This window comes from Staphylococcus carnosus, from assembly GCF_900458435.1.
In the GTDB taxonomy this organism is placed as follows: Bacteria; Bacillota; Bacilli; order Staphylococcales; family Staphylococcaceae; genus Staphylococcus; species Staphylococcus carnosus.
The window spans coordinates 1,392,149-1,409,721 of the sequence record NZ_UHCT01000001.1 but is presented as its reverse complement, the minus strand read 5'-3'; the positions used below and the strand labels follow the sequence as shown (position 1 = coordinate 1,409,721).

At 32.0% G+C, this 17,573-nt stretch carries 20 protein-coding genes; 3 read left to right on the top strand and 17 right to left on the bottom strand.

Annotation, left to right across the window (positions count from 1 at the left end):
• Nucleotides 1–5 precede the first annotated feature (5 nt).
• The 16 genes from DYE31_RS06795 to DYE31_RS06720 all read right to left on the bottom strand — a co-directional run bounded on the left by DYE31_RS06795 (nt 6) and on the right by DYE31_RS06720 (nt 14,967).
• Nucleotides 6–989, bottom strand: a complete 984-nt coding sequence (locus DYE31_RS06795) for an alpha-ketoacid dehydrogenase subunit beta (RefSeq protein ID WP_015900387.1) — start codon at nt 987–989, stop codon at nt 6–8.
• On the bottom strand, nt 989–1,981 hold the full coding sequence (locus DYE31_RS06790) for a thiamine pyrophosphate-dependent dehydrogenase E1 component subunit alpha (RefSeq protein WP_015900388.1): 993 nt from the start codon (nt 1,979–1,981) through the stop codon (nt 989–991). Before DYE31_RS06790 ends, DYE31_RS06795 begins: the two co-directional genes overlap by 1 nt.
• Nucleotides 1,982–1,999: 18 nt before the next feature.
• On the bottom strand, nt 2,000–3,424 hold the full coding sequence (gene lpdA, locus DYE31_RS06785) for a dihydrolipoyl dehydrogenase (RefSeq protein ID WP_015900389.1): 1,425 nt from the start codon (nt 3,422–3,424) through the stop codon (nt 2,000–2,002).
• A 10-nt stretch (nt 3,425–3,434) separates the two neighbouring features.
• Nucleotides 3,435–4,493 carry a butyrate kinase gene (gene buk / locus DYE31_RS06780; protein WP_015900390.1) on the bottom strand — a complete coding sequence of 353 codons (1,059 nt, stop codon included), beginning with the start codon at nt 4,491–4,493 and terminating at the stop codon, nt 3,435–3,437.
• Between the two features lie 206 nt (nt 4,494–4,699).
• Entirely contained in the window at nt 4,700–5,590 is an 891-nt protein-coding gene (locus DYE31_RS06775) for a phosphate acyltransferase (RefSeq protein WP_015900391.1), read from the bottom strand.
• 26 nt (nt 5,591–5,616) lie between these two features.
• Entirely contained in the window at nt 5,617–7,296 is a 1,680-nt protein-coding gene (gene recN / locus DYE31_RS06770) for a DNA repair protein RecN (RefSeq protein WP_015900392.1), read from the bottom strand.
• 14 nt (nt 7,297–7,310) lie between these two features.
• On the bottom strand, nt 7,311–7,763 hold the full coding sequence (ahrC, locus tag DYE31_RS06765) for a transcriptional regulator AhrC/ArgR (RefSeq protein WP_015900393.1): 453 nt from the start codon (nt 7,761–7,763) through the stop codon (nt 7,311–7,313).
• A gap of 241 nt (nt 7,764–8,004) precedes the next feature.
• Nucleotides 8,005–8,883, bottom strand: coding sequence for a polyprenyl synthetase family protein (locus tag DYE31_RS06760; protein ID WP_015900394.1), 879 nt, complete (start codon nt 8,881–8,883; stop codon nt 8,005–8,007).
• Complete coding sequence (locus DYE31_RS06755; protein ID WP_174221422.1) at nt 8,876–9,100, bottom strand: exodeoxyribonuclease VII small subunit; 225 nt, start codon at nt 9,098–9,100, stop codon at nt 8,876–8,878. Before DYE31_RS06755 ends, DYE31_RS06760 begins: the two co-directional genes overlap by 8 nt.
• Nucleotides 9,090–10,430 carry an exodeoxyribonuclease VII large subunit gene (gene xseA / locus DYE31_RS06750; protein WP_015900396.1) on the bottom strand — a complete coding sequence of 447 codons (1,341 nt, stop codon included), beginning with the start codon at nt 10,428–10,430 and terminating at the stop codon, nt 9,090–9,092. The genes DYE31_RS06755 and xseA overlap by 11 nt, the downstream gene beginning before the upstream one ends.
• A gap of 18 nt (nt 10,431–10,448) precedes the next feature.
• Nucleotides 10,449–10,835 (bottom strand): transcription antitermination factor NusB, encoded by a 387-nt coding sequence (nusB, locus tag DYE31_RS06745; RefSeq protein WP_015900397.1) that lies wholly within the window; start codon nt 10,833–10,835, stop codon nt 10,449–10,451.
• Between the two features lie 20 nt (nt 10,836–10,855).
• The gene (locus DYE31_RS06740) at nt 10,856–11,227 is read right to left on the bottom strand and encodes an Asp23/Gls24 family envelope stress response protein (RefSeq protein WP_015900398.1); all 372 of its coding nucleotides are present in this window, start codon (nt 11,225–11,227) and stop codon (nt 10,856–10,858) included.
• A 21-nt stretch (nt 11,228–11,248) separates the two neighbouring features.
• Nucleotides 11,249–12,601, bottom strand: coding sequence for an acetyl-CoA carboxylase biotin carboxylase subunit (gene accC, locus DYE31_RS06735; RefSeq protein ID WP_015900399.1), 1,353 nt, complete (start codon nt 12,599–12,601; stop codon nt 11,249–11,251).
• A gap of 2 nt (nt 12,602–12,603) precedes the next feature.
• Nucleotides 12,604–13,074, bottom strand: a complete 471-nt coding sequence (gene accB, locus DYE31_RS06730) for an acetyl-CoA carboxylase biotin carboxyl carrier protein (RefSeq protein WP_015900400.1) — start codon at nt 13,072–13,074, stop codon at nt 12,604–12,606.
• A gap of 249 nt (nt 13,075–13,323) precedes the next feature.
• A complete protein-coding gene (gene efp / locus DYE31_RS06725; RefSeq protein ID WP_015900401.1) occupies nt 13,324–13,881 on the bottom strand; it encodes an elongation factor P in 558 nt (185 codons plus the stop codon).
• Between the two features lie 27 nt (nt 13,882–13,908).
• A complete protein-coding gene (locus tag DYE31_RS06720; RefSeq protein WP_015900402.1) occupies nt 13,909–14,967 on the bottom strand; it encodes a M24 family metallopeptidase in 1,059 nt (352 codons plus the stop codon).
• A 231-nt stretch (nt 14,968–15,198) separates the two neighbouring features.
• On the opposite strand from DYE31_RS06720, the gene DYE31_RS06715 reads away from it, so the two are divergent.
• Both DYE31_RS06715 and DYE31_RS06710 read left to right on the top strand, forming a co-directional pair.
• Nucleotides 15,199–15,786: a hypothetical protein gene (locus DYE31_RS06715; RefSeq protein WP_015900403.1), complete on the top strand. Its 588-nt coding sequence runs from the start codon at nt 15,199–15,201 to the stop codon at nt 15,784–15,786.
• A gap of 34 nt (nt 15,787–15,820) precedes the next feature.
• Nucleotides 15,821–16,033, top strand: coding sequence for an SA1362 family protein (locus tag DYE31_RS06710; protein ID WP_041613116.1), 213 nt, complete (start codon nt 15,821–15,823; stop codon nt 16,031–16,033).
• 48 nt (nt 16,034–16,081) lie between these two features.
• On the opposite strand, the gene DYE31_RS06705 is transcribed toward DYE31_RS06710, so the two are convergent.
• Nucleotides 16,082–16,912 (bottom strand): lipoate--protein ligase family protein, encoded by an 831-nt coding sequence (locus DYE31_RS06705; protein WP_015900405.1) that lies wholly within the window; start codon nt 16,910–16,912, stop codon nt 16,082–16,084.
• A 182-nt stretch (nt 16,913–17,094) separates the two neighbouring features.
• Between DYE31_RS06705 and DYE31_RS06700 the strand changes: the two genes are divergently transcribed.
• Nucleotides 17,095–17,481, top strand: a complete 387-nt coding sequence (locus tag DYE31_RS06700) for a rhodanese-like domain-containing protein (RefSeq protein WP_015900406.1) — start codon at nt 17,095–17,097, stop codon at nt 17,479–17,481.
• Nucleotides 17,482–17,573 lie beyond the last annotated feature (92 nt).

Sequence of the window (17,573 nt, the reverse complement as noted above, 5' to 3'; positions counted from 1 at the left end):
AGCGATTAAAAGCGCGCTAATTCAAGCATTTTTTCTTTGATTTTATCTGGATTCATCATAAATTCATCTTCTAAAACAGGAGAAAAAGGCATTGCTGGAACATTTGGACCAGCAAGTCGCATAATAGGTGCATCTAAATCAAACAAACAATTTTCAGCTATTATAGCTGATACTTCCGACATGATACTACCTTCCAAGTTGTCTTCTGTCACTAGTAGGATTTTTCCAGTTTTTTTCGCACGCTCTATTATTGTTTCTTTATCAAGTGGATAAACTGTACGTAAATCAACAATTTCTGCATCAATACCTTCTTCAGCTAATACATCTGCTACTTGTAAACAATAATTTACGCATAAACCATAAGTAAAAACCGTTAAATCTTTACCTTCGCGTTTAACATCCGCCTTACCTAAAGGCACTGTATAATATTCTTCAGGTACTTCTTCTTTAAGTAAGCGATAGGCTTTTTTATGTTCAAAATAAAGTACTGGGTCATTAGATTCTACAGAAGCTAATAGTAAACCTTTTGCATCATAAGGATTTGAAGGTATTACAATTGTTAATCCAGGAGTTGATGCGAAGACACTTTCAATACTTTGTGAGTGATATAGACCACCATGAATTCCGCCGCCAAATGGAGCTCGGATTGTCAATGGAACATTCCAATCATTATTTGAACGATATCGTGTTTTGGCTGCTTCACTCATTATTTGATTGGTTGCTGGCAAAATATATTCAGCAAATTGAATTTCAGCAATAGGTCGTTTCCCTAGCATTGAAGCACCGATAGCAGTACCCACAATATTAGATTCGGCTAAAGGAGTGTCTATAACGCGCTCTATACCAAATTTTTCTTGTAAGCCTAAAGTTACTCCAAATACGCCGCCTTTTTTGCCGACATCCTCACCTAATACAAAAACATCAGGATCTTTTTCCATTGCTTGGTAAATAGCTTGTTGAATAGCAGATAAATAAGTTAACTTAGCCATTATTGTACTCCTCCTTCTTCGTAAACAAATGTATATGTTTCGCTTGGATCTGGATAAGGAGAAGCTTCAGCTTCTTTCGTTGCTTTTTGAACAATGCTTTTGTTTTCTTTCTCAATTTCTGTTAACCAGTTTTCATCAATAATTCCAAGTTCTAATAAATGTGCTTTAAATTTAACATTGCAATCTTGTGATTTTAATCCTTCACGGATTTCGGCACTTCGGTATTTATCATCATCATCAGATGAATGAGCAGTCATTCTTGTACACATAGCTTCTAGTAATGTTGATCCCTCTCCATTAAGTGCTCTTTCTCTCGCATCATGCATTGCTTTGTACATAGCAATAGGATCATTTCCATCGACTCTTTCCCCATGAATACCATAACCAAGCGCACGATCTGATAACTTTTCAGCTGCATATTGCAGGTTTGTTGGAACAGATATAGCATATTCATTATTTTCTATCACACAAATGAACGGCAGCTTTTGAACTCCTGCAAAGTTCAACCCTTCGTGAAAATCTCCTTGGTTTGAAGTGCCTTCTCCTAAAGTAGCCATTGCAATATTAGGTTTTTTATCCATCTTCAAAGCAAGTGCTGCTCCTACACCTTGAAGTACTTGTGTCCCAACTGGCGAACTTTGTGAAAGTATATCTACTTCTTTTTTACTATAATGAGAAGGCATTTGTTTACCTGCCGAGTTGATATCGTCACGTTTACCGAACGCCGACATCATTGTTTCAGTCGGAGTAATACCGAGATAAGTAATTAATGCTAAATCTCGGTAATAAGGTGCTGAGACGTCCCCTTTTTCCATTGCAAAAGCCATACCAATTTGTGCTGCTTCTTGACCTTGACAACTTATAACAAAAGGAATTTTACCAGCTCTATTTAATAGCCACATTCTTTCATCTAATTTACGGCCTAAATCCATCCATTTATACATTGATTTTAAATCTTCTTCAGTTAACCCGACAGATTTATAATCCATCATAATAATTTCCTCCTTAAATTAAGCATGAACTGAGCGTTTTGATGCTTTAAGTCCAGCTTCCATTAACACTTCAGATAATGAAGGATGTGCATGTGTTGTCAATCCTAACTCAAGTGTTGAACCGTTCATAAATTGCAATAATGCTACTTCATTTATTAATTCAGTGACATGTGGACCTATCATACTCATACCTAATACTGAATCTGTAGATTGATCTACTACAATCTCACAAAATCCATCGTGATGTTCTGCATCCTCAATAACCGCTTTGCCAATAGCTTTAAAGGGTACTTTGAAACTTCTAGCTTTTTTGAAATCGGCATTTTTTGCTTCTTCAAGTGTCATTCCGATAGAAGCAATTTCAGGATGAGTATAAATACATCTTGGTATAGAATTATAATCGACTGGAATAGATCCATCTTCAAACATAAATTCTACTGCCGCTGTCCCTTCTTTTGATCCAGCATGTGCAAGTTGCAGTTTACCAATACAATCCCCCGCAGCAAAAATATGCTGTTCAGCAGTTTGTTGATTTTCATTTACTTCAATAAATCCTTTAGAATCTAATTTGATTTTTGTATTATTAAGCCCTATATCTGAAGTGTTTGGTTTTCTACCAACTGCTAGAAGCAATTTATCAGCTGTCACGTTAAGCTCTTTATTATTAATTTCTATAGATTCATTATTTATTTTGATATTGTCTTCAGAAAGTAACACATTTTCGTGAATTTTAATGCCTCTTTTTGCGAAATGGTCCTTTAAATTACTAACAACGCTTTTGTTTTCATTTGGTAAAATACTTTCACCAGCTTCGATTACAGTGACATCCGTTCCGAAATCATTGAGTAATGAAGCAAATTCCATTCCTATCACACCACCACCAACAATTACAATAGATTTTGGTAGTTCTTTTAATTTAAGCAGATCAGTACTTGAAACGATTGTCTCATGATTGAATTTTAAAAATGGAAGATCTGCAGGTTGTGAACCTGTTGCAATTAACACGTAGTCATTTGGAATTAATTCAGACTCTCCATTTTCATATTCAACAGAAATAGTGCCTGGTCTCGGAGAAAAAATTGAAGATCCTAAGATTCTTCCAGTCCCATTATATATATCAATATGATTATGTTGCATTAGATATTCGATTCCGGTATACATTTGATTTACAATTTCGTCTTTTCTATCTAATATTTTACTATAATTAATTGAATATTCATCTGTATCAATACCGTATAAAGATGATGTTTTTACAGTATGTAATACTTCTGCTGATTTTAATAAAGACTTTGTTGGAATGCAGCCTTTATGTAAACAAGTTCCTCCTAATAATTGATTTTCTACTATAGCGACTTTTTTTCCTAATTGAGATGCGCGAATACCTGCTACATAGCCTGCAGTTCCGCCTCCCAATATCACTAGGTCATATTGTTCTTCTGCCATAATCGAACTCCTAACTATAATTTTTTGCTTGTTCTTTTTTATTAATAACATCATCTACTCTGATTGCAAGTGATTCCATCTCTTTTTCACCTGGATATACTGTTATAGGAGCAATCCAATTAACATATTCATCTATTTTTTTAGTGATAAAATCGCTTTTGGCAATTCCACCAGTTAATATGATTTGATCAATTGATCCTTTTAATGTAACTGCTCGTTCGCCAATTAACTTTGCTGTTTGATAAATCATTGCATCAATTGCTAACCGGATTTTTTGGTTTTCGTTATATTCTTGGATAAGTTGCTTTAAGTCGTTACTTCCGCATAAAGCAATAAGACCAGACTCTTTGCTTAATATATTATTTAGTTGATTTGGTAATAATTGTTGATGATGTGCCCATTTATATAGTGTATCATTCGGAAGGCTGCCCGCGCGTTCTGGACTCAGTGGGCCTTCACCCAATAAACCATCATTCACATCAATTACTTTCCCATTATTGTGAGCACCTACAGTTATTCCGCCTCCCATATGAGCAACTATAACATTAACTTGATTGTAGTTCCTTTTTATCGACATTGCATATTCTCTAGCAACTGCCTTTTGATTCAAAGCATGAAATACACTTTTTCTTTGTATATCTTTTATTCCAGTTACACGCGCAATATCTATTAATTCATCCACAACTACCGGATCGACTACAAAAGAAGGGATCTTTAATTTTTGGGATAATTTGAAACCAATAATGCCACTCAAGTTTGAAGCATGTACTCCATATTTAAAACTACGTAAATCATTATACATGTTTTGATTGATATAATATGTTCCCCCGACTATAGGTTTTAATAATCCACCACGACATGCAATTGCACTAAGCGTTTTTAAAGAGATGTTATTTTCACTCAAAAACGCCTCTATTGACTTTACTCGGTATGATTCTTGTTCTAATAATGAAAGTTGAGTAATACTTATATCATGTTGTAATAATTCTTCTGCGATACAAATTTGATTATTAAAAACAGCTATCTTTGATGAAGTACTTCCTAAATTAATTACTAGAATTTGTGCCATTTATCCACCTGCTTAAGTTTAAATTCTATGATGATTTTAAAATTCTAATAGTGCTTATTAAACTAACCCTTTATATTCTACCTTATGTAATGTGTTTTTTTAAAGTAATCATGACAGATTATTATAACTTGTTACCATCAAATAGTTATTTTCCAATAAAAAAAGTTCTTCTTCTAAAGTGAAGAAGAACTTATAAAAGTATTAAGTTATAATAATGTTCGTAATGCTAGAATCGCTGAGTTAACCTTATTTTCTATTGTATCAGAGCGTGATGTTAATATAACTGGAAAAGTCGCCCCCAAAATTAAACTTGCAACTTTAGCATGTGCAAAATATGTTAGTGATTTATATAAAGTATTTCCTACATCAAGATAAGGTACTATTAATGCATCAAGATTTCCAGCGATATCTGACTCCAGTCCTTTCTCAATTGCACTCTCTTTGTCAATTGCATTATCGAAACCAAAAGGTCCTTCTACACTTACAAATGAATCATCAGAGAAGTGCATAGAAATTTCAGCTGCATCAATTGAAGAAGGAATCTTATTAGTAGGCTTTTCTACAGATGATAGTAAACCAATATTCAGATGGTTATAACCTATGCCTTTCGAAAAACTCTCTATATTCTTAATCATTTTTATACGGTCGTCAATACTAGGTAAAATATTGAGAGCTACGTCGCTAATCATAAGCATTTTATGGTAGGATGGAATTTCAAAACATGCAACATGATTTAAAAAATTATTTTCATCAATAAATGATTTATGTTGCAAAATGAAAGATAATATTTCTGCTGAAGAAACATTACCCTTCATTAACACATCTATACTTGAATTAGTTAAATCATCAGCACATTTTTTATACACATTTTCTTTATCTTCAAAAGTTCTTAAATGAATGCGATTTAAAAAATCACCGTCTATATTAAACGAACGTATTAATTCGGTTGGATCCTTTATTCCATATAATGTTACATGAGCATTTGTTTGTTTGAGAATTTTAATAATTGCTGAAATGATTAATTCATCATCGGCAAACATTACACCAATGTTTCCAGATAATGATTTAGAATCGGATACTAAAGTTTGGAATTGCATATGTTAAACCCCTCTCAAACGATAATTTAAATTGCAGAATGATTTTGTTCAATCATTTCTTTAGCATTTTCTCTTGTAATTTTAGTAACATTAGCGCCTGATATCATACGTGCTACTTCATCAATTCTAGCATCACCTGTAAGTTCTTTAACATTTGTAGTTGTTCTATCATCTGAGGATGCCTTACTAATTAATAAATGGTGATTGCTCATTGAGGCTACCTGTGGTAAATGTGAAATACATATCACTTGTATATATTTGGAAATATCTCTCATTTTTTCCGCCATTTTTTGTGCTGCTATTCCTGAAACTCCTGAATCGACTTCATCGAATAAAATTGCAGTTTGGCCTCTTGATTTAACAAAAATACTTTTTAGTGCCAACATAATTCTGGATAATTCACCGCCTGATGCTATCTTGCCTAAACTTTTTAAAGGCTCTCCTTTATTGGGACTAATAAGTATCTCTACCTTTTCAATACCCTCAGAATTAGGTTCATCAAGCGTTTTGAATGAAATTTCTAAGTTTGCATCTTTCATTTGTAAGTTTTGTATCTCTTCTACGATATGATCTCTAAGCTCTCTAGCAACTTTTCGTCGTTCTTTAGAAAGTAATTGACCGTCACTAAGTAATTTTGTTTTTAGATGATTAATTTCTTCTTTCAAATTAGCAGTATTTTGTTCATAATTTTCAATCTTATCAATTTCATTTATTAATTTATCTTGATATTGGATTAAATCTTGAATATCTTTGCCATACTTTCTTTTTAAGTTATTTAAGAGGTTCATTCTCGACTCAAGTTCATTTAAATACTGCTCATCGAACTCAGTGTTTGAAATTTCATCATACAACTGGTGCTTTGCATCTTCTAAAGTATAGTAAAATTGATCTACATGCTCTTTTAATTCTTTGAATTCATTTGGAATAATTTCATTTATAGTATCCAATTGTTGACTCAATTCATATAGTCGATCTGGGATTGCTTGTTCATCAGTTAAGGTAGAATGTGCAGCATTTAAAGCAACACTTAAATTTTCAGAATTTTGAATGCGTTTTATATCAGCCTCAAGTTGATCTATTTCACCGTCTTGTAAATTGGCTTCTGATAATTCTTCAGCTTGGAATTTCATCAAGTCTAAGCGTTGTAACAATGCTTGATCAGCAGACTCTAATTCATTCAATTCATGTTGCTTTGCTTTATATGTTTGATATGTTTCTTGATATTGCTCTAAGTACTGATCATATTTTCCATCTGCATAAGAATCTAATAGCTGTAAATGATATTTTTTTTTCAATAGTGATTGAGTTTCATGTTGCCCATGGATATCTAAAAGTTCTTGCATAATTAATCTTAAATCATGCAAAGTTACGTTTTGATTATTCACTTTGCAAATGCTTTTTCCAGAACTGAAGATTTCTCTTTTTACTAGTAGAAAATCCTCATCTATATCAATATCTAATTCTTTTAAAGTTTCTATTACTGATTTATTGTCATCAATATCGAAAATACCCTCTATTGTTGATTTCTTTTCACCATGACGAACAAAATCTGAAGAAGCACGCATACCAATTAGTTGACCGATAGCATCGATAATAATCGATTTACCTGCACCTGTTTCTCCGCTTAAAACTGTTAAGCCATCTGCAAAATTAATTTCTAATTCATCAATAATGGCAAATTGTTTAATTGTTAATGTTTGTAACATGGTATATCGCTTCCTTATAACAAATTAAAAATCCGAGTTTTTATTGCATTTGCAGATTCTTCGTCATGACAAATTAATAGACATGTATCATCACCGCAAATTGTGCCTAAAACTTCTTCCCAATCTATTTGGTCAAGAATCGCACCAATGGATTGAGCATTACCTGGTAATGTTTTTAATACAAGTAAGTTCCCTGTTCCTTCAATATTGACGAAAGAATCCATTAAATATCTCCCTAGTTTTTCAAGTGGATGATATTTACGATCATTTGGTAAACTATAAATATATTGACCTGTAGGCGCAGGTACTTTGATAAGTTGTAATTCCTTAATGTCTCTGGATACTGTTGCTTGTGTTACATTTAAATCGAATTGATTTAAACGTCTAACTAATTCATCCTGTGTTTCAACTTGTTCAGTGGAAATTATTTCTCTGATTTTTATATGTCTAACCGATTTTTTAGCCACTAATTAACACCTCAAATTACGAATATTTATACATTCATATTATCATAATATTTATAAGAATAGCTACTTTAAGTCCTATTATCGGAAACTGTTTTTTGTATATGGTTGTATCTTTATTAACGACTATAATAACTAAAAATAAGCTGAAACCATTTTCACGATAGTTTTTCAAAAAATCCTTATCCAAATGATAATTAAATTTTTGAAAAATATGCTCTTAATAGTCTCAGCTTATTTATTATTAATGGTCTCGTTTATAGAATAATTTAGTTAAATCTTCTAGTTGTGTTGTATCATAACCAGATTTTTTTAGTTGTGCTAAAGAAGTCTCAGCTTGATTAACATGATATTCAAGCTTATTTTCAGTTTCAACTTGGCCTAACAAAGTGACGTAAGTATTTTTGTGATTTTTTTCATCACTACCTACTGGTTTTCCTAAGTTTTTTTCATCGCCATACACATCAAGCAAATCATCTTTAATTTGGAATATCAAACCTAAGTGTTCACTATAGTTATTAAGGATATCCGAAATCTCATTTGGTGGTTTTACAATAGTAACAGCAGCCATAATTGCATAAGTTAATAAAGCACCAGTTTTTTCTTTATGGATTTGCTGGAGAGTTTCAAGTGGAATTTGTTTATTTTCACTTTCCATATCTAAGGTCTGACCACCAATCATACCTAAATGTCCACTTGCATCAGACAACCCCTCAACTAATTTAATACGTGCCTCAGCATCTAATAAAGAATCAGTACTAATTAAGTGAAAGGCTTTTGTTAGCAGAGCATCGCCAGCTAGTAAGGCCTTCCATTCACCATATACTTTATGATTTGTCAGTTTACCTCTTCGGTAATCGTCATTATCCATAGCAGGAAGATCATCATGTATTAAAGAATAAGTGTGAACCATTTCTAATGCGAGTGCTGTTTGCAAACCTTTGCTGTAATCGGAATTGTTAGACAACATTTTTAGTGTTTCAATTAATAATAATGGTCGTATACGTTTTCCTCCTGCTTCAAGAGAATAACGCATACTTTCTTCTAAATTTGTATCAAGTGGAGACAATGGAATCGACTGTAACAGCAGTTCGTTTATCTGTTTTATAATTAAATTATTCATCTGTATTCTCAGCTTCTTCTCCATCATTATCTTTCATTAATTGGTTCACTTTTTTTTCGGCATTTTTTAATGTTTCATCACATGAAGCTGACAATTTCATGCCTTTTTGATATAAATCAAGCGCATCTTCTAAAGACACAGCTTCATTATCTAATTTTTTTACGATAGATTCTAATTCTTCCATCATTTCTTCGAAAGTCTGCTTATTACTCATTATGATTACACCTTACTTTCTTGACTATTGCATCTACAGTTCCGTCTTTCATCTGTAAATTAATTTCGTCATTTTTTTCTAATGACTGTGTACTTGTAATAACTTGCTCATTTTTATTAACTATAGTATATCCTCGTAACATAGTGTTAGATGGACTTAAACTATTTAAATTTTCAATTCTTTGACTAAGTCTCTTTTTTGAATTGTCTATTATATTAATAATTGATTTATTTAGAGAATCGTGGAGTTGCAATCTTGATTGTATGCCTTGCAAGGTCTGTTGTTTTAAATCTTTTAAATTAATACGGTTGGTAAGCAATTCCACTTTTTGTAATGCGTTATTGAGTTTCGTAGTTATAGAAAGATTTAATTGACGTTCAAAATCATCTTTCTTTTGAATTTGCTGATCATATAATAATGAAGGTTGCTTGAATTTATAATAAGAAGCAACATGTTCTAAATGTTTTTTCTTATTATTAATTATTTGAATTATATGTCTGGATAAATTTAGTTCTGTCTGCTTAATATATTGACTTAATTCCACTTGGTCAGGTGTTGCAATAACTGCTGCTTGCGTTGGTGTAGCAGCTCTAACATCTGCGACAAAATCGCTTAATGTAAAATCTGTTTCATGTCCTACAGCAGAAATTACAGGCGTTTTTGCTTCGAAAATCGCTCTAACTACTTCTTCTTCATTAAAATTCCATAAATCTTCAATTGAACCGCCGCCACGTCCAACAATCATTACATCAGCATCTAAGGTATCTGCATACTTTATTTTATTAACTATGTCATCTTTTGCTTGCTTACCTTGAACTAATGTACTTATTTGAATTTGTTCTACTAAAGGGTATCTGCTATTAATTGTAGAATAGATATCTCTAATTGCTGCGCCAGTACTTGCTGTGAGTACTGCAATTTTCTTAGGGAATCTTGGTATTTCCTTTTTGTGTTTAGTATCAAAAAGACCTTGTTTTTTTAATTCTTTTTTTAACGCTTCTAATTTTTGATATAAATTCCCTATACCATCTAAGTGCATCTTATTGACATAAATTTGATAATTTCCTTGACGCTCATAAACAGAAACTCGTGCTTCAATAAGTACTTCGTCTCCTTCTTTTGGGTTGAAGTCTAACTTATTGGCTTGCGCCTTGAACATCATTGCGTTTACTACGCTATTATTATCTTTTAAATTAAAATAAAGATGACCACTGCTATGCTTTTTAAAATTTGAAAGCTCGCCCTTTAATAAAACAGACTGCAAATGAGGGTCTTGATCAAATTTATATTTAATATATTTGGTTAATGCGGTAACACTTAAATAATCGGACATTTTTATCACTCAATCTTATTAATTTAAATTGCTTAATACGCCGTTAATAAAACGATAATGATCATCATCACTATATTGTTTTGCCAGTTCGACAGCTTCGTTAATAATAACTTTTGGAGGAGTATCACTATTAGCTAATTCAAATGCAGCCATACGTAAGATAATTCGATCAGTTTTAAGTAAGCGAGAAATTTTCCAGTCTTTTAAGTTGTTTTGGATTTTTTCATCTAGCACTGGCTCATGGTCTTTTACACCTGAAACTAACCAATAAATAAAATCAAATTCTAAATCAGGATAATCATCTTTAATAAAATTGATTGCTTCATCAATAGATAAATCTGTATTTTCCATTTCAAGTTGAAATAGTGCTTGAAATGCTTGGCTTCTTGATTCTTTACGACTCATTTAGAGTAACTCCTTTTTTCTTATTTCTTAGTATTTTCAACTTCAATATGTGTAATATGAATATTGATTTGTTTAGGTACAATTGTAGTCATAGTACTTAAAGAATTGAAAATTGTTTCTTGAATTTTCGTAGCTGTTTTAGAAATATTAATGCCATATTTGAATTCACAGAAAACATCTATATAGATACCATCATCTTTTGTTTCTAATTTAATACCTCTTGTTAAATTTTTGCGGTTTAACTTTTCAGGCGAAGCATTTTTTAATTCTGCAAAATGTCCATGTAATCCATCTATTTCTGAAGTCGCAATGCTAGCAATAGAAATAAGTACTTCTGGTGAAATTTCAACTTTACCTAAATCTTTATGAGTATTATCTAAGACTTTTACCATGCTATTACCTCCTCATATAAACTATTCTTCATTCATAATATTATTTTGCTCAAGGAATTTAGTACTATATTCTCCGCCTCTAAAGACATCATTCTGTAAAAGACGTATATGGAAAGGAATAGTGGTATCAATACCAAGTACTAAGTATTCGCTTAATGCACGCATACCTGCCATAATTGCTTCTTCTCTAGTAGGTTCATGAATGATTAGTTTTGCAACCATAGAATCGTAATATGGAGGGATTGTGTAGTTAGTATAACAAGCAGATTCAACCCTTACGCCGTAACCTCCGGGTGCCAAATATTGCGTAATTTTTCCAGGAGAAGGCATAAAGTTTTTATATGGATTTTCTGCATTTATACGGAACTCCATTGCATGTCCATTTATTGTAATATCATCTTGTGTAAATGGTAGCGGTTCGCCCATTGCTACTAATAACTGTAATTTCACTAAATCGACACCTGTAACCATTTCAGTTACTGGGTGTTCAACTTGTATGCGTGTATTCATTTCCATAAAATAAAAATCATCAGTATCTAAATCATATATATATTCAATAGTACCCGCATTTTCATAATTCACTGCTTTAGCAGCTCTTATTGATGCAGCACCCATTTCTGCTCTTTTTTCAGCTGTTAAAATAGGAGAAGGTGCTTCCTCAACAAGTTTCTGCATTCGTCGCTGAATTGTGCAATCACGTTCACCTAATTGAATAACATTCCCGAATTGATCTCCCATAATTTGGAATTCAATATGTCTAAAGTTTTCAATAAACTTTTCTAAATAAAGGCCACCGTTGCCAAAAGCAGTTTCAGCTTCTTGTTGTGTCATTTTATATCCGTTTTCAAGTTCTTTTTCGTCTCTTGCTACACGAATACCTTTTCCACCACCACCTGCAGTTGCTTTAATTATTACAGGGTAACCAATTTCCTCTGCAGTTTTTTTAGCATCTTCAATTGATTCAACTAAACCCTCACTACCAGGAACAACAGGAACATTAGCTCTAATCATTTCTTCTTTAGCCACATCTTTAATTCCCATTTTTTGAATTGACTCATAATTAGGTCCGATAAATTTTAATTGACAAGCTTCGCATAATTCTGCGAAATCTCCATTTTCTGAGAGAAAACCATAACCTGGGTGAACAGCGTCACAACCAGTTGATGTAGCAATTGATAAGATGTTTGCAATATTTAAATAAGAATCTTTTGATTGAGTAGGACCAACACAGTATGCTTCATCCGCCATTTGAGTATGTAGGGCGTCTTTATCCCCTTCAGAATAAATTGCAACTGTATGTAGACCTAAGTCTTTGCAGGCTCTTATTATTCTTACAGCAATTTCACCGCGATTTGCGATTAATACTTTTTTCATAATTACTTCACCTTAAATAACGGTTGGCCATACTCTACCATTTGTCCGTCTTCAACTAAAATTTCAGTGATTTCCCCAGATATTTCAGCTTGTATTTCATTAAACAGTTTCATCGCTTCTAAAATACAAACCGTAGTATCATTTGATACAGTATCTCCTACTTGAACATATGCACCTTCTTCAGGTGATGGTGATTTATAAAACGTTCCAACCATTGGAGCGTTAATAGTTTTACCAGCATCTTCTTTTGAAGCTGAAGATGTGTTATTATTTTCTACAAAATCTTGTTGGTTAGAAGCTGGTGGTGCAGCTTGTGTTGGAACTGGTTGTGATGAAATCTGAGGTGTAATAATTTCTCTTTCTTTTTCTTTCTTTAAATTAATAATACTTCCTTTATTATCTTCAATATTAATTTCAGTCAGGTTTGAGTTATCTAGAATTTCGATTAACTCTTTAATTTCTTTAAAGTTCATAATACTGCTCCTTCAGATTGTTTTTACTCTTCCTGTACATTTTACTTGAGTGAAAACCCCAATTCAAGCATATCAATGTAACAATGTACAGAGTCCTCTTTATATTTATTACTGATTTTTATTATAAGAAAAACCCCTCTTCTCTTAAATATCAATAATAAGTGCGAATAAAATTATAACATAATCTTTTCGCAACTTGCTTGAAAACTGATATTTAATCAAAGAAAGGTTAATTAATTTAATAGATTATTAAGCTCTTGAAACATAGCTGCCATCGCCAGTATTGATGACAAGAACATCTCCTTCGTTAACAAAAAGAGGTACATTTAAAGTATATCCAGTTTCTACCGTTGCAGATTTAGTTGCACCAGTAGCAGTATCACCTTTAATACCAGGTTCTGTTTCAGTTACTGTTAATTCAACAGTTTTAGGTAATTCTACACCGATTGTTTCGCCTTCATAAGTTTGGATTTGGACTTCCATATTAGCTTTTAAGAATTTTAATTCATTTTCAAGGTAATCACCTGGAAGTTCAGTTTGTTCAAATGTTTGGTTATCCATAAATACGTGCATGTCACCATCGTCATATAAATATTGCATACGACGATTTTCAATCATTGCTGGTTCTACTTTTTCTCCAGCGCGGAAAGTTTTTTCTTGGATTGCGCCTGTACGTAAGTTACGTAATTTTGAACGTACAAATGCTGATCCTTTACCTGGTTTTACGTGTTGGAAATCTATAACTTTCCAAATACCATTGTCTACTGAAATTGTTAAACCTGTTTTAAAATCATTAACCGAAATCATTCAGTTTCCTCCTCATATACGCTTTCATTATAAAATAATAAGGTCTTTTGTGCATTTAGTAAAGACTTCATTACCATTTTTGGTAATTAATATATCGTCTTCGATTCTTATACCGCCTAATCCTTCTATATAAATACCCGGTTCTACAGTTACACAATTATTTGGAACTAATTTTGTTTTAGCAGTCTTAGCAAGCATAGGCTTTTCGTGTATTTCAAGTCCGATACCGTGTCCAGTTGAATGGCCGAAATATTCACCATAACCGTAATTGCTAATAATATCACGTGCAATCGCATCAGCTTCTTCTCCAGTCATGCCTGCTTTAATTTTGTTTACTGCAGTTTGCTGAGCCTCTAATACAATATTGTATATTTCTAATAATTTTGGATCTGGTTGTCCAATAGCAAATGTACGAGTGATATCTGAAACATAGCCATTATAATAAGCACCAAAATCTAATGTAATCATATCTCCTTCTTCTATCTTTTTATCGCTTGCTACTCCATGTGGTAATGCACCACGGTAACCTGAAGCCACAATAGTGTCAAAGGATGGCCCACTTGCGCCTAAACGCAACATTTTACTTTCTAATTCAGCTTTTAATTCTTGTTCAGTCATGCCGACTTTAGCAATAGATAAGATGTATTCATAAGTTTTATCTACTATTTCAGCAGCCTTTTTAATAGTATTTATTTCTTCTTGATCTTTTACAGATCTAATTTCTTCGATAGCGTCTGAAATACTTATGAATGACATACCCTCTTGATTTAGTTCAATATAAGTATCATAGCTTACTAAATGTCCTTCAAATCCAACTTTTTGGACATTTAATTGTCTTAATACTTCAATTACCTCTTGTACTAATCCATTTGAGCGATTAATAATTTTAAAATCTGGAGCTTGATCTGTTGCCTGATCAATATATCGGAAATCTGTAACTAAGTAATTATTTTTCGGAGTAATAATTAACGCACCACTTGTACCAGTGAAACCTGATAAATATCTTCGGTTGTAATCTGAGAGTACTACAATGGCATCTAAATCTTTTTCCGAAAAAAGATGATTTAACTTATCAATTTTTGACATTTTAATTCCTCCTATGTATTGGCTAATGATAAATTTTGATTTATGAATATTTCCTATATTATGACTAAAGTTTATCATAAACCTGTACTGAACTATAAATTAATGTTTAAGAATTTCGAATTATTAATTTCAGTCTATTGATTTTCAATTTTTAGGAGCTTTAATAAGATTCTATACGTAGGATATGATAATATATTAATATAATTATTGCTTATGGATTGGAAGATTATTATGAAAAAAGTATTAACTACTGTGCTTGGAGCATCTATACTTTTAGCTGGTTGCGGGAGTCAAAACTTAGGACCATTAGAACATAAAACAACCAAGCTTAGAGAAGAGAATCATCAACTTAAATTAGATAACCAAGAGTTAGATCGAAAAATTAGTGATTTAAATGAAAAAGAAAAATCGTTAACAGCTGATAAGAAAAATACTAAAGAAGCAGCTGTAAATGAATTGAAAACAAAGTCTGCTAAAGCTTCTTCAAAATATTATCAACAGATTACACAGACTCTAAACGATTACCATAATATAAAATCAGAAATAAATAAAAACAAAAGAAATGAGAAAATTGTAAGCAAGTTGGATAAAATAGTAACAGATATACAAAGTGCTCATGATAAATACAAATTAGACCGTGAGCAAGGAGAAATGTCTGATTCAGATAAAGCGGATGATAAGAACATCCAAAATTTAAACAACAACTTGGTTAAATCATTTAAATCTATACGGGACGGTTATTCAGAAAAAGATAAGAAAAAAATTAACCAGGGCCAAAATCAACTTTCGCAAATAAATGTAAAAAATCCTCAATCATGAAGCAATAGTTTTAAAGAGGTGACATAACATTATGATTAAAAAAATATTATTTTACGTGATTTTGCTAATCGCATTGATTGGATTGATTATAAACTTAGATGCAATTTTGTTTTCATTAGTAAGAATGATAATTAGCTTAGCAATATTAGCAGGCATTGCATATTTAGTATATTTCTTTTTCTTTTTAACTGAAGATCAAAGAAAGTATAAAAAAGCACGATGGAAATATAAATGGCGTAATAGATAAAACTATAGCTTGCATTGTTCTGAATTAAAACAATGCAAGCTATAGTTTTTACTTTCTATATGTCCATTCATCTGATTTGTATTTTTCTTCTAATTCTTTTATTTCAGCCTTTTGGTCTTCTGTTAATACTAACGGTTTAAAATTGATATTTAATCCTTTTTGGAACCCTTTTTCAAATGCTTTTTCCATTTGTGTTAAAGTGATTTCTGAGTTTGAAATGTCATTAATCGCAACAGCTTTATCAATGAAAGCTGTTTTCATTTTATCTTTTAAGCGTTCATTTTTAAAAATAAACATATCAAACAAGTCGTCAACATCTATATCTTTTAATATAGAACCATGCTGCAAAATAACTCCTTTTTGTCTTGTTTGAGCGCTTCCAGCTATTTTTCGCCCTTCCACGACCAGCTCATACCAACTAGGTGCATCAAAACAAACAGAGCTACGTGGCTGTTTTAACTTTTCTCGTTCTTCTTTACTTCTTGGAATAGCGAAATAAGTTTCGAAGCCAAGTTCTTTAAAGCCTTCCAGCAAGCCTTGCGAAATAACTCTATATGCTTCAGTTACTGTTTTAGGCATATTTGGATGAGATTCTGGAACTATTACACTATATGTCAGCTCTTTATCATGTAGAACGCCTCTTCCCCCTGTTTGTCTTCTTACAAGTCCATAGCCTTTTTCTTTTACTTTATCAATATCTATTTCCCTTTTTAATCTTTGGAAATAACCAATTGATAATGTTGCTGGATTCCAAGTGTAAAATCGAATTACAGGATCGATTTCACCTCGTGAAACGAAATTAAGTAATGCTTCGTCCATTGCCATATTATAATATGGATCATGGCTGCCTGAATTTATAAAATTCCATGTCTCTGTCAATTTAAAAATCTCCAATCACCTTGAATTAACTGTTATGTATGTATATTAACATATTAAATTAATATCCATTCATTCATTACTCATATAAATAAAAAAGACTTATATTCTTCGAGAAAAACATTTTGATAATTGTATGAAACAGTCTTATAATTATAGTATCGGTAAATTAGGGAGGAAGCAAAATGAGTAACTTTTGGTTTATCATTTTAGCTGTTTTAATTATTATCGCTTTATATATGTTAATCCAGTTTTTTATCAACCGAAGAGCTGTTACTGAATTGAATCAGGATGAATTTCATAATGGACTACGTAAAGCTCAAGTTATTGATGTAAGAGAAAAAGTTGATTATGATTATGGTCATATTATTGGAGCTAGAAATATTCCAATGACCTTGTTTAGCCAGCGATACAAAGGTTTGCGAAAAGATCAACCGGTTTATCTAGTTGATGCTAACGGTGTTGCAAGCTATCGAGCTGCTCGAATTTTAAAGAAAAATGGATATACAGATATCTATATGCTTAAAGGCGGCTACAAAAAATGGACTGGTAAAGTTAAAGCAAAAAAATAATGTACAGCAAAACCTGTTAACAGCAATATCTTCAAAAGATAATTGCTGTTTTTTTGCATATAAAACCCCCTGCCTATTTTTAAAAAGACAGG

Coding starts and splice junctions, on each gene's coding strand:
- DYE31_RS06795 (WP_015900387.1), bottom strand. CDS start 989: ATGGCTAAGTTAACTTATTTATCTGCTATTCAACAAGCTATTTACCAA.
- DYE31_RS06790 (WP_015900388.1), bottom strand. CDS start 1,981: ATGATGGATTATAAATCTGTCGGGTTAACTGAAGAAGATTTAAAATCA.
- lpdA (WP_015900389.1), bottom strand. CDS start 3,424: ATGGCAGAAGAACAATATGACCTAGTGATATTGGGAGGCGGAACTGCA.
- buk (WP_015900390.1), bottom strand. CDS start 4,493: ATGGCACAAATTCTAGTAATTAATTTAGGAAGTACTTCATCAAAGATA.
- DYE31_RS06775 (WP_015900391.1), bottom strand. CDS start 5,590: ATGCAATTCCAAACTTTAGTATCCGATTCTAAATCATTATCTGGAAAC.
- recN (WP_015900392.1), bottom strand. CDS start 7,296: ATGTTACAAACATTAACAATTAAACAATTTGCCATTATTGATGAATTA.
- DYE31_RS06760 (WP_015900394.1), bottom strand. CDS start 8,883: ATGAATAATTTAATTATAAAACAGATAAACGAACTGCTGTTACAGTCG.
- xseA (WP_015900396.1), bottom strand. CDS start 10,430: ATGTCCGATTATTTAAGTGTTACCGCATTAACCAAATATATTAAATAT.
- nusB (WP_015900397.1), bottom strand. CDS start 10,835: ATGAGTCGTAAAGAATCAAGAAGCCAAGCATTTCAAGCACTATTTCAA.
- DYE31_RS06740 (WP_015900398.1), bottom strand. CDS start 11,227: ATGGTAAAAGTCTTAGATAATACTCATAAAGATTTAGGTAAAGTTGAA.
- accC (WP_015900399.1), bottom strand. CDS start 12,601: ATGAAAAAAGTATTAATCGCAAATCGCGGTGAAATTGCTGTAAGAATA.
- accB (WP_015900400.1), bottom strand. CDS start 13,074: ATGAACTTTAAAGAAATTAAAGAGTTAATCGAAATTCTAGATAACTCA.
- efp (WP_015900401.1), bottom strand. CDS start 13,881: ATGATTTCGGTTAATGATTTTAAAACAGGTTTAACAATTTCAGTAGAC.
- DYE31_RS06720 (WP_015900402.1), bottom strand. CDS start 14,967: ATGTCAAAAATTGATAAGTTAAATCATCTTTTTTCGGAAAAAGATTTA.
- DYE31_RS06715 (WP_015900403.1), top strand. CDS start 15,199: ATGAAAAAAGTATTAACTACTGTGCTTGGAGCATCTATACTTTTAGCT.
- DYE31_RS06700 (WP_015900406.1), top strand. CDS start 17,095: ATGAGTAACTTTTGGTTTATCATTTTAGCTGTTTTAATTATTATCGCT.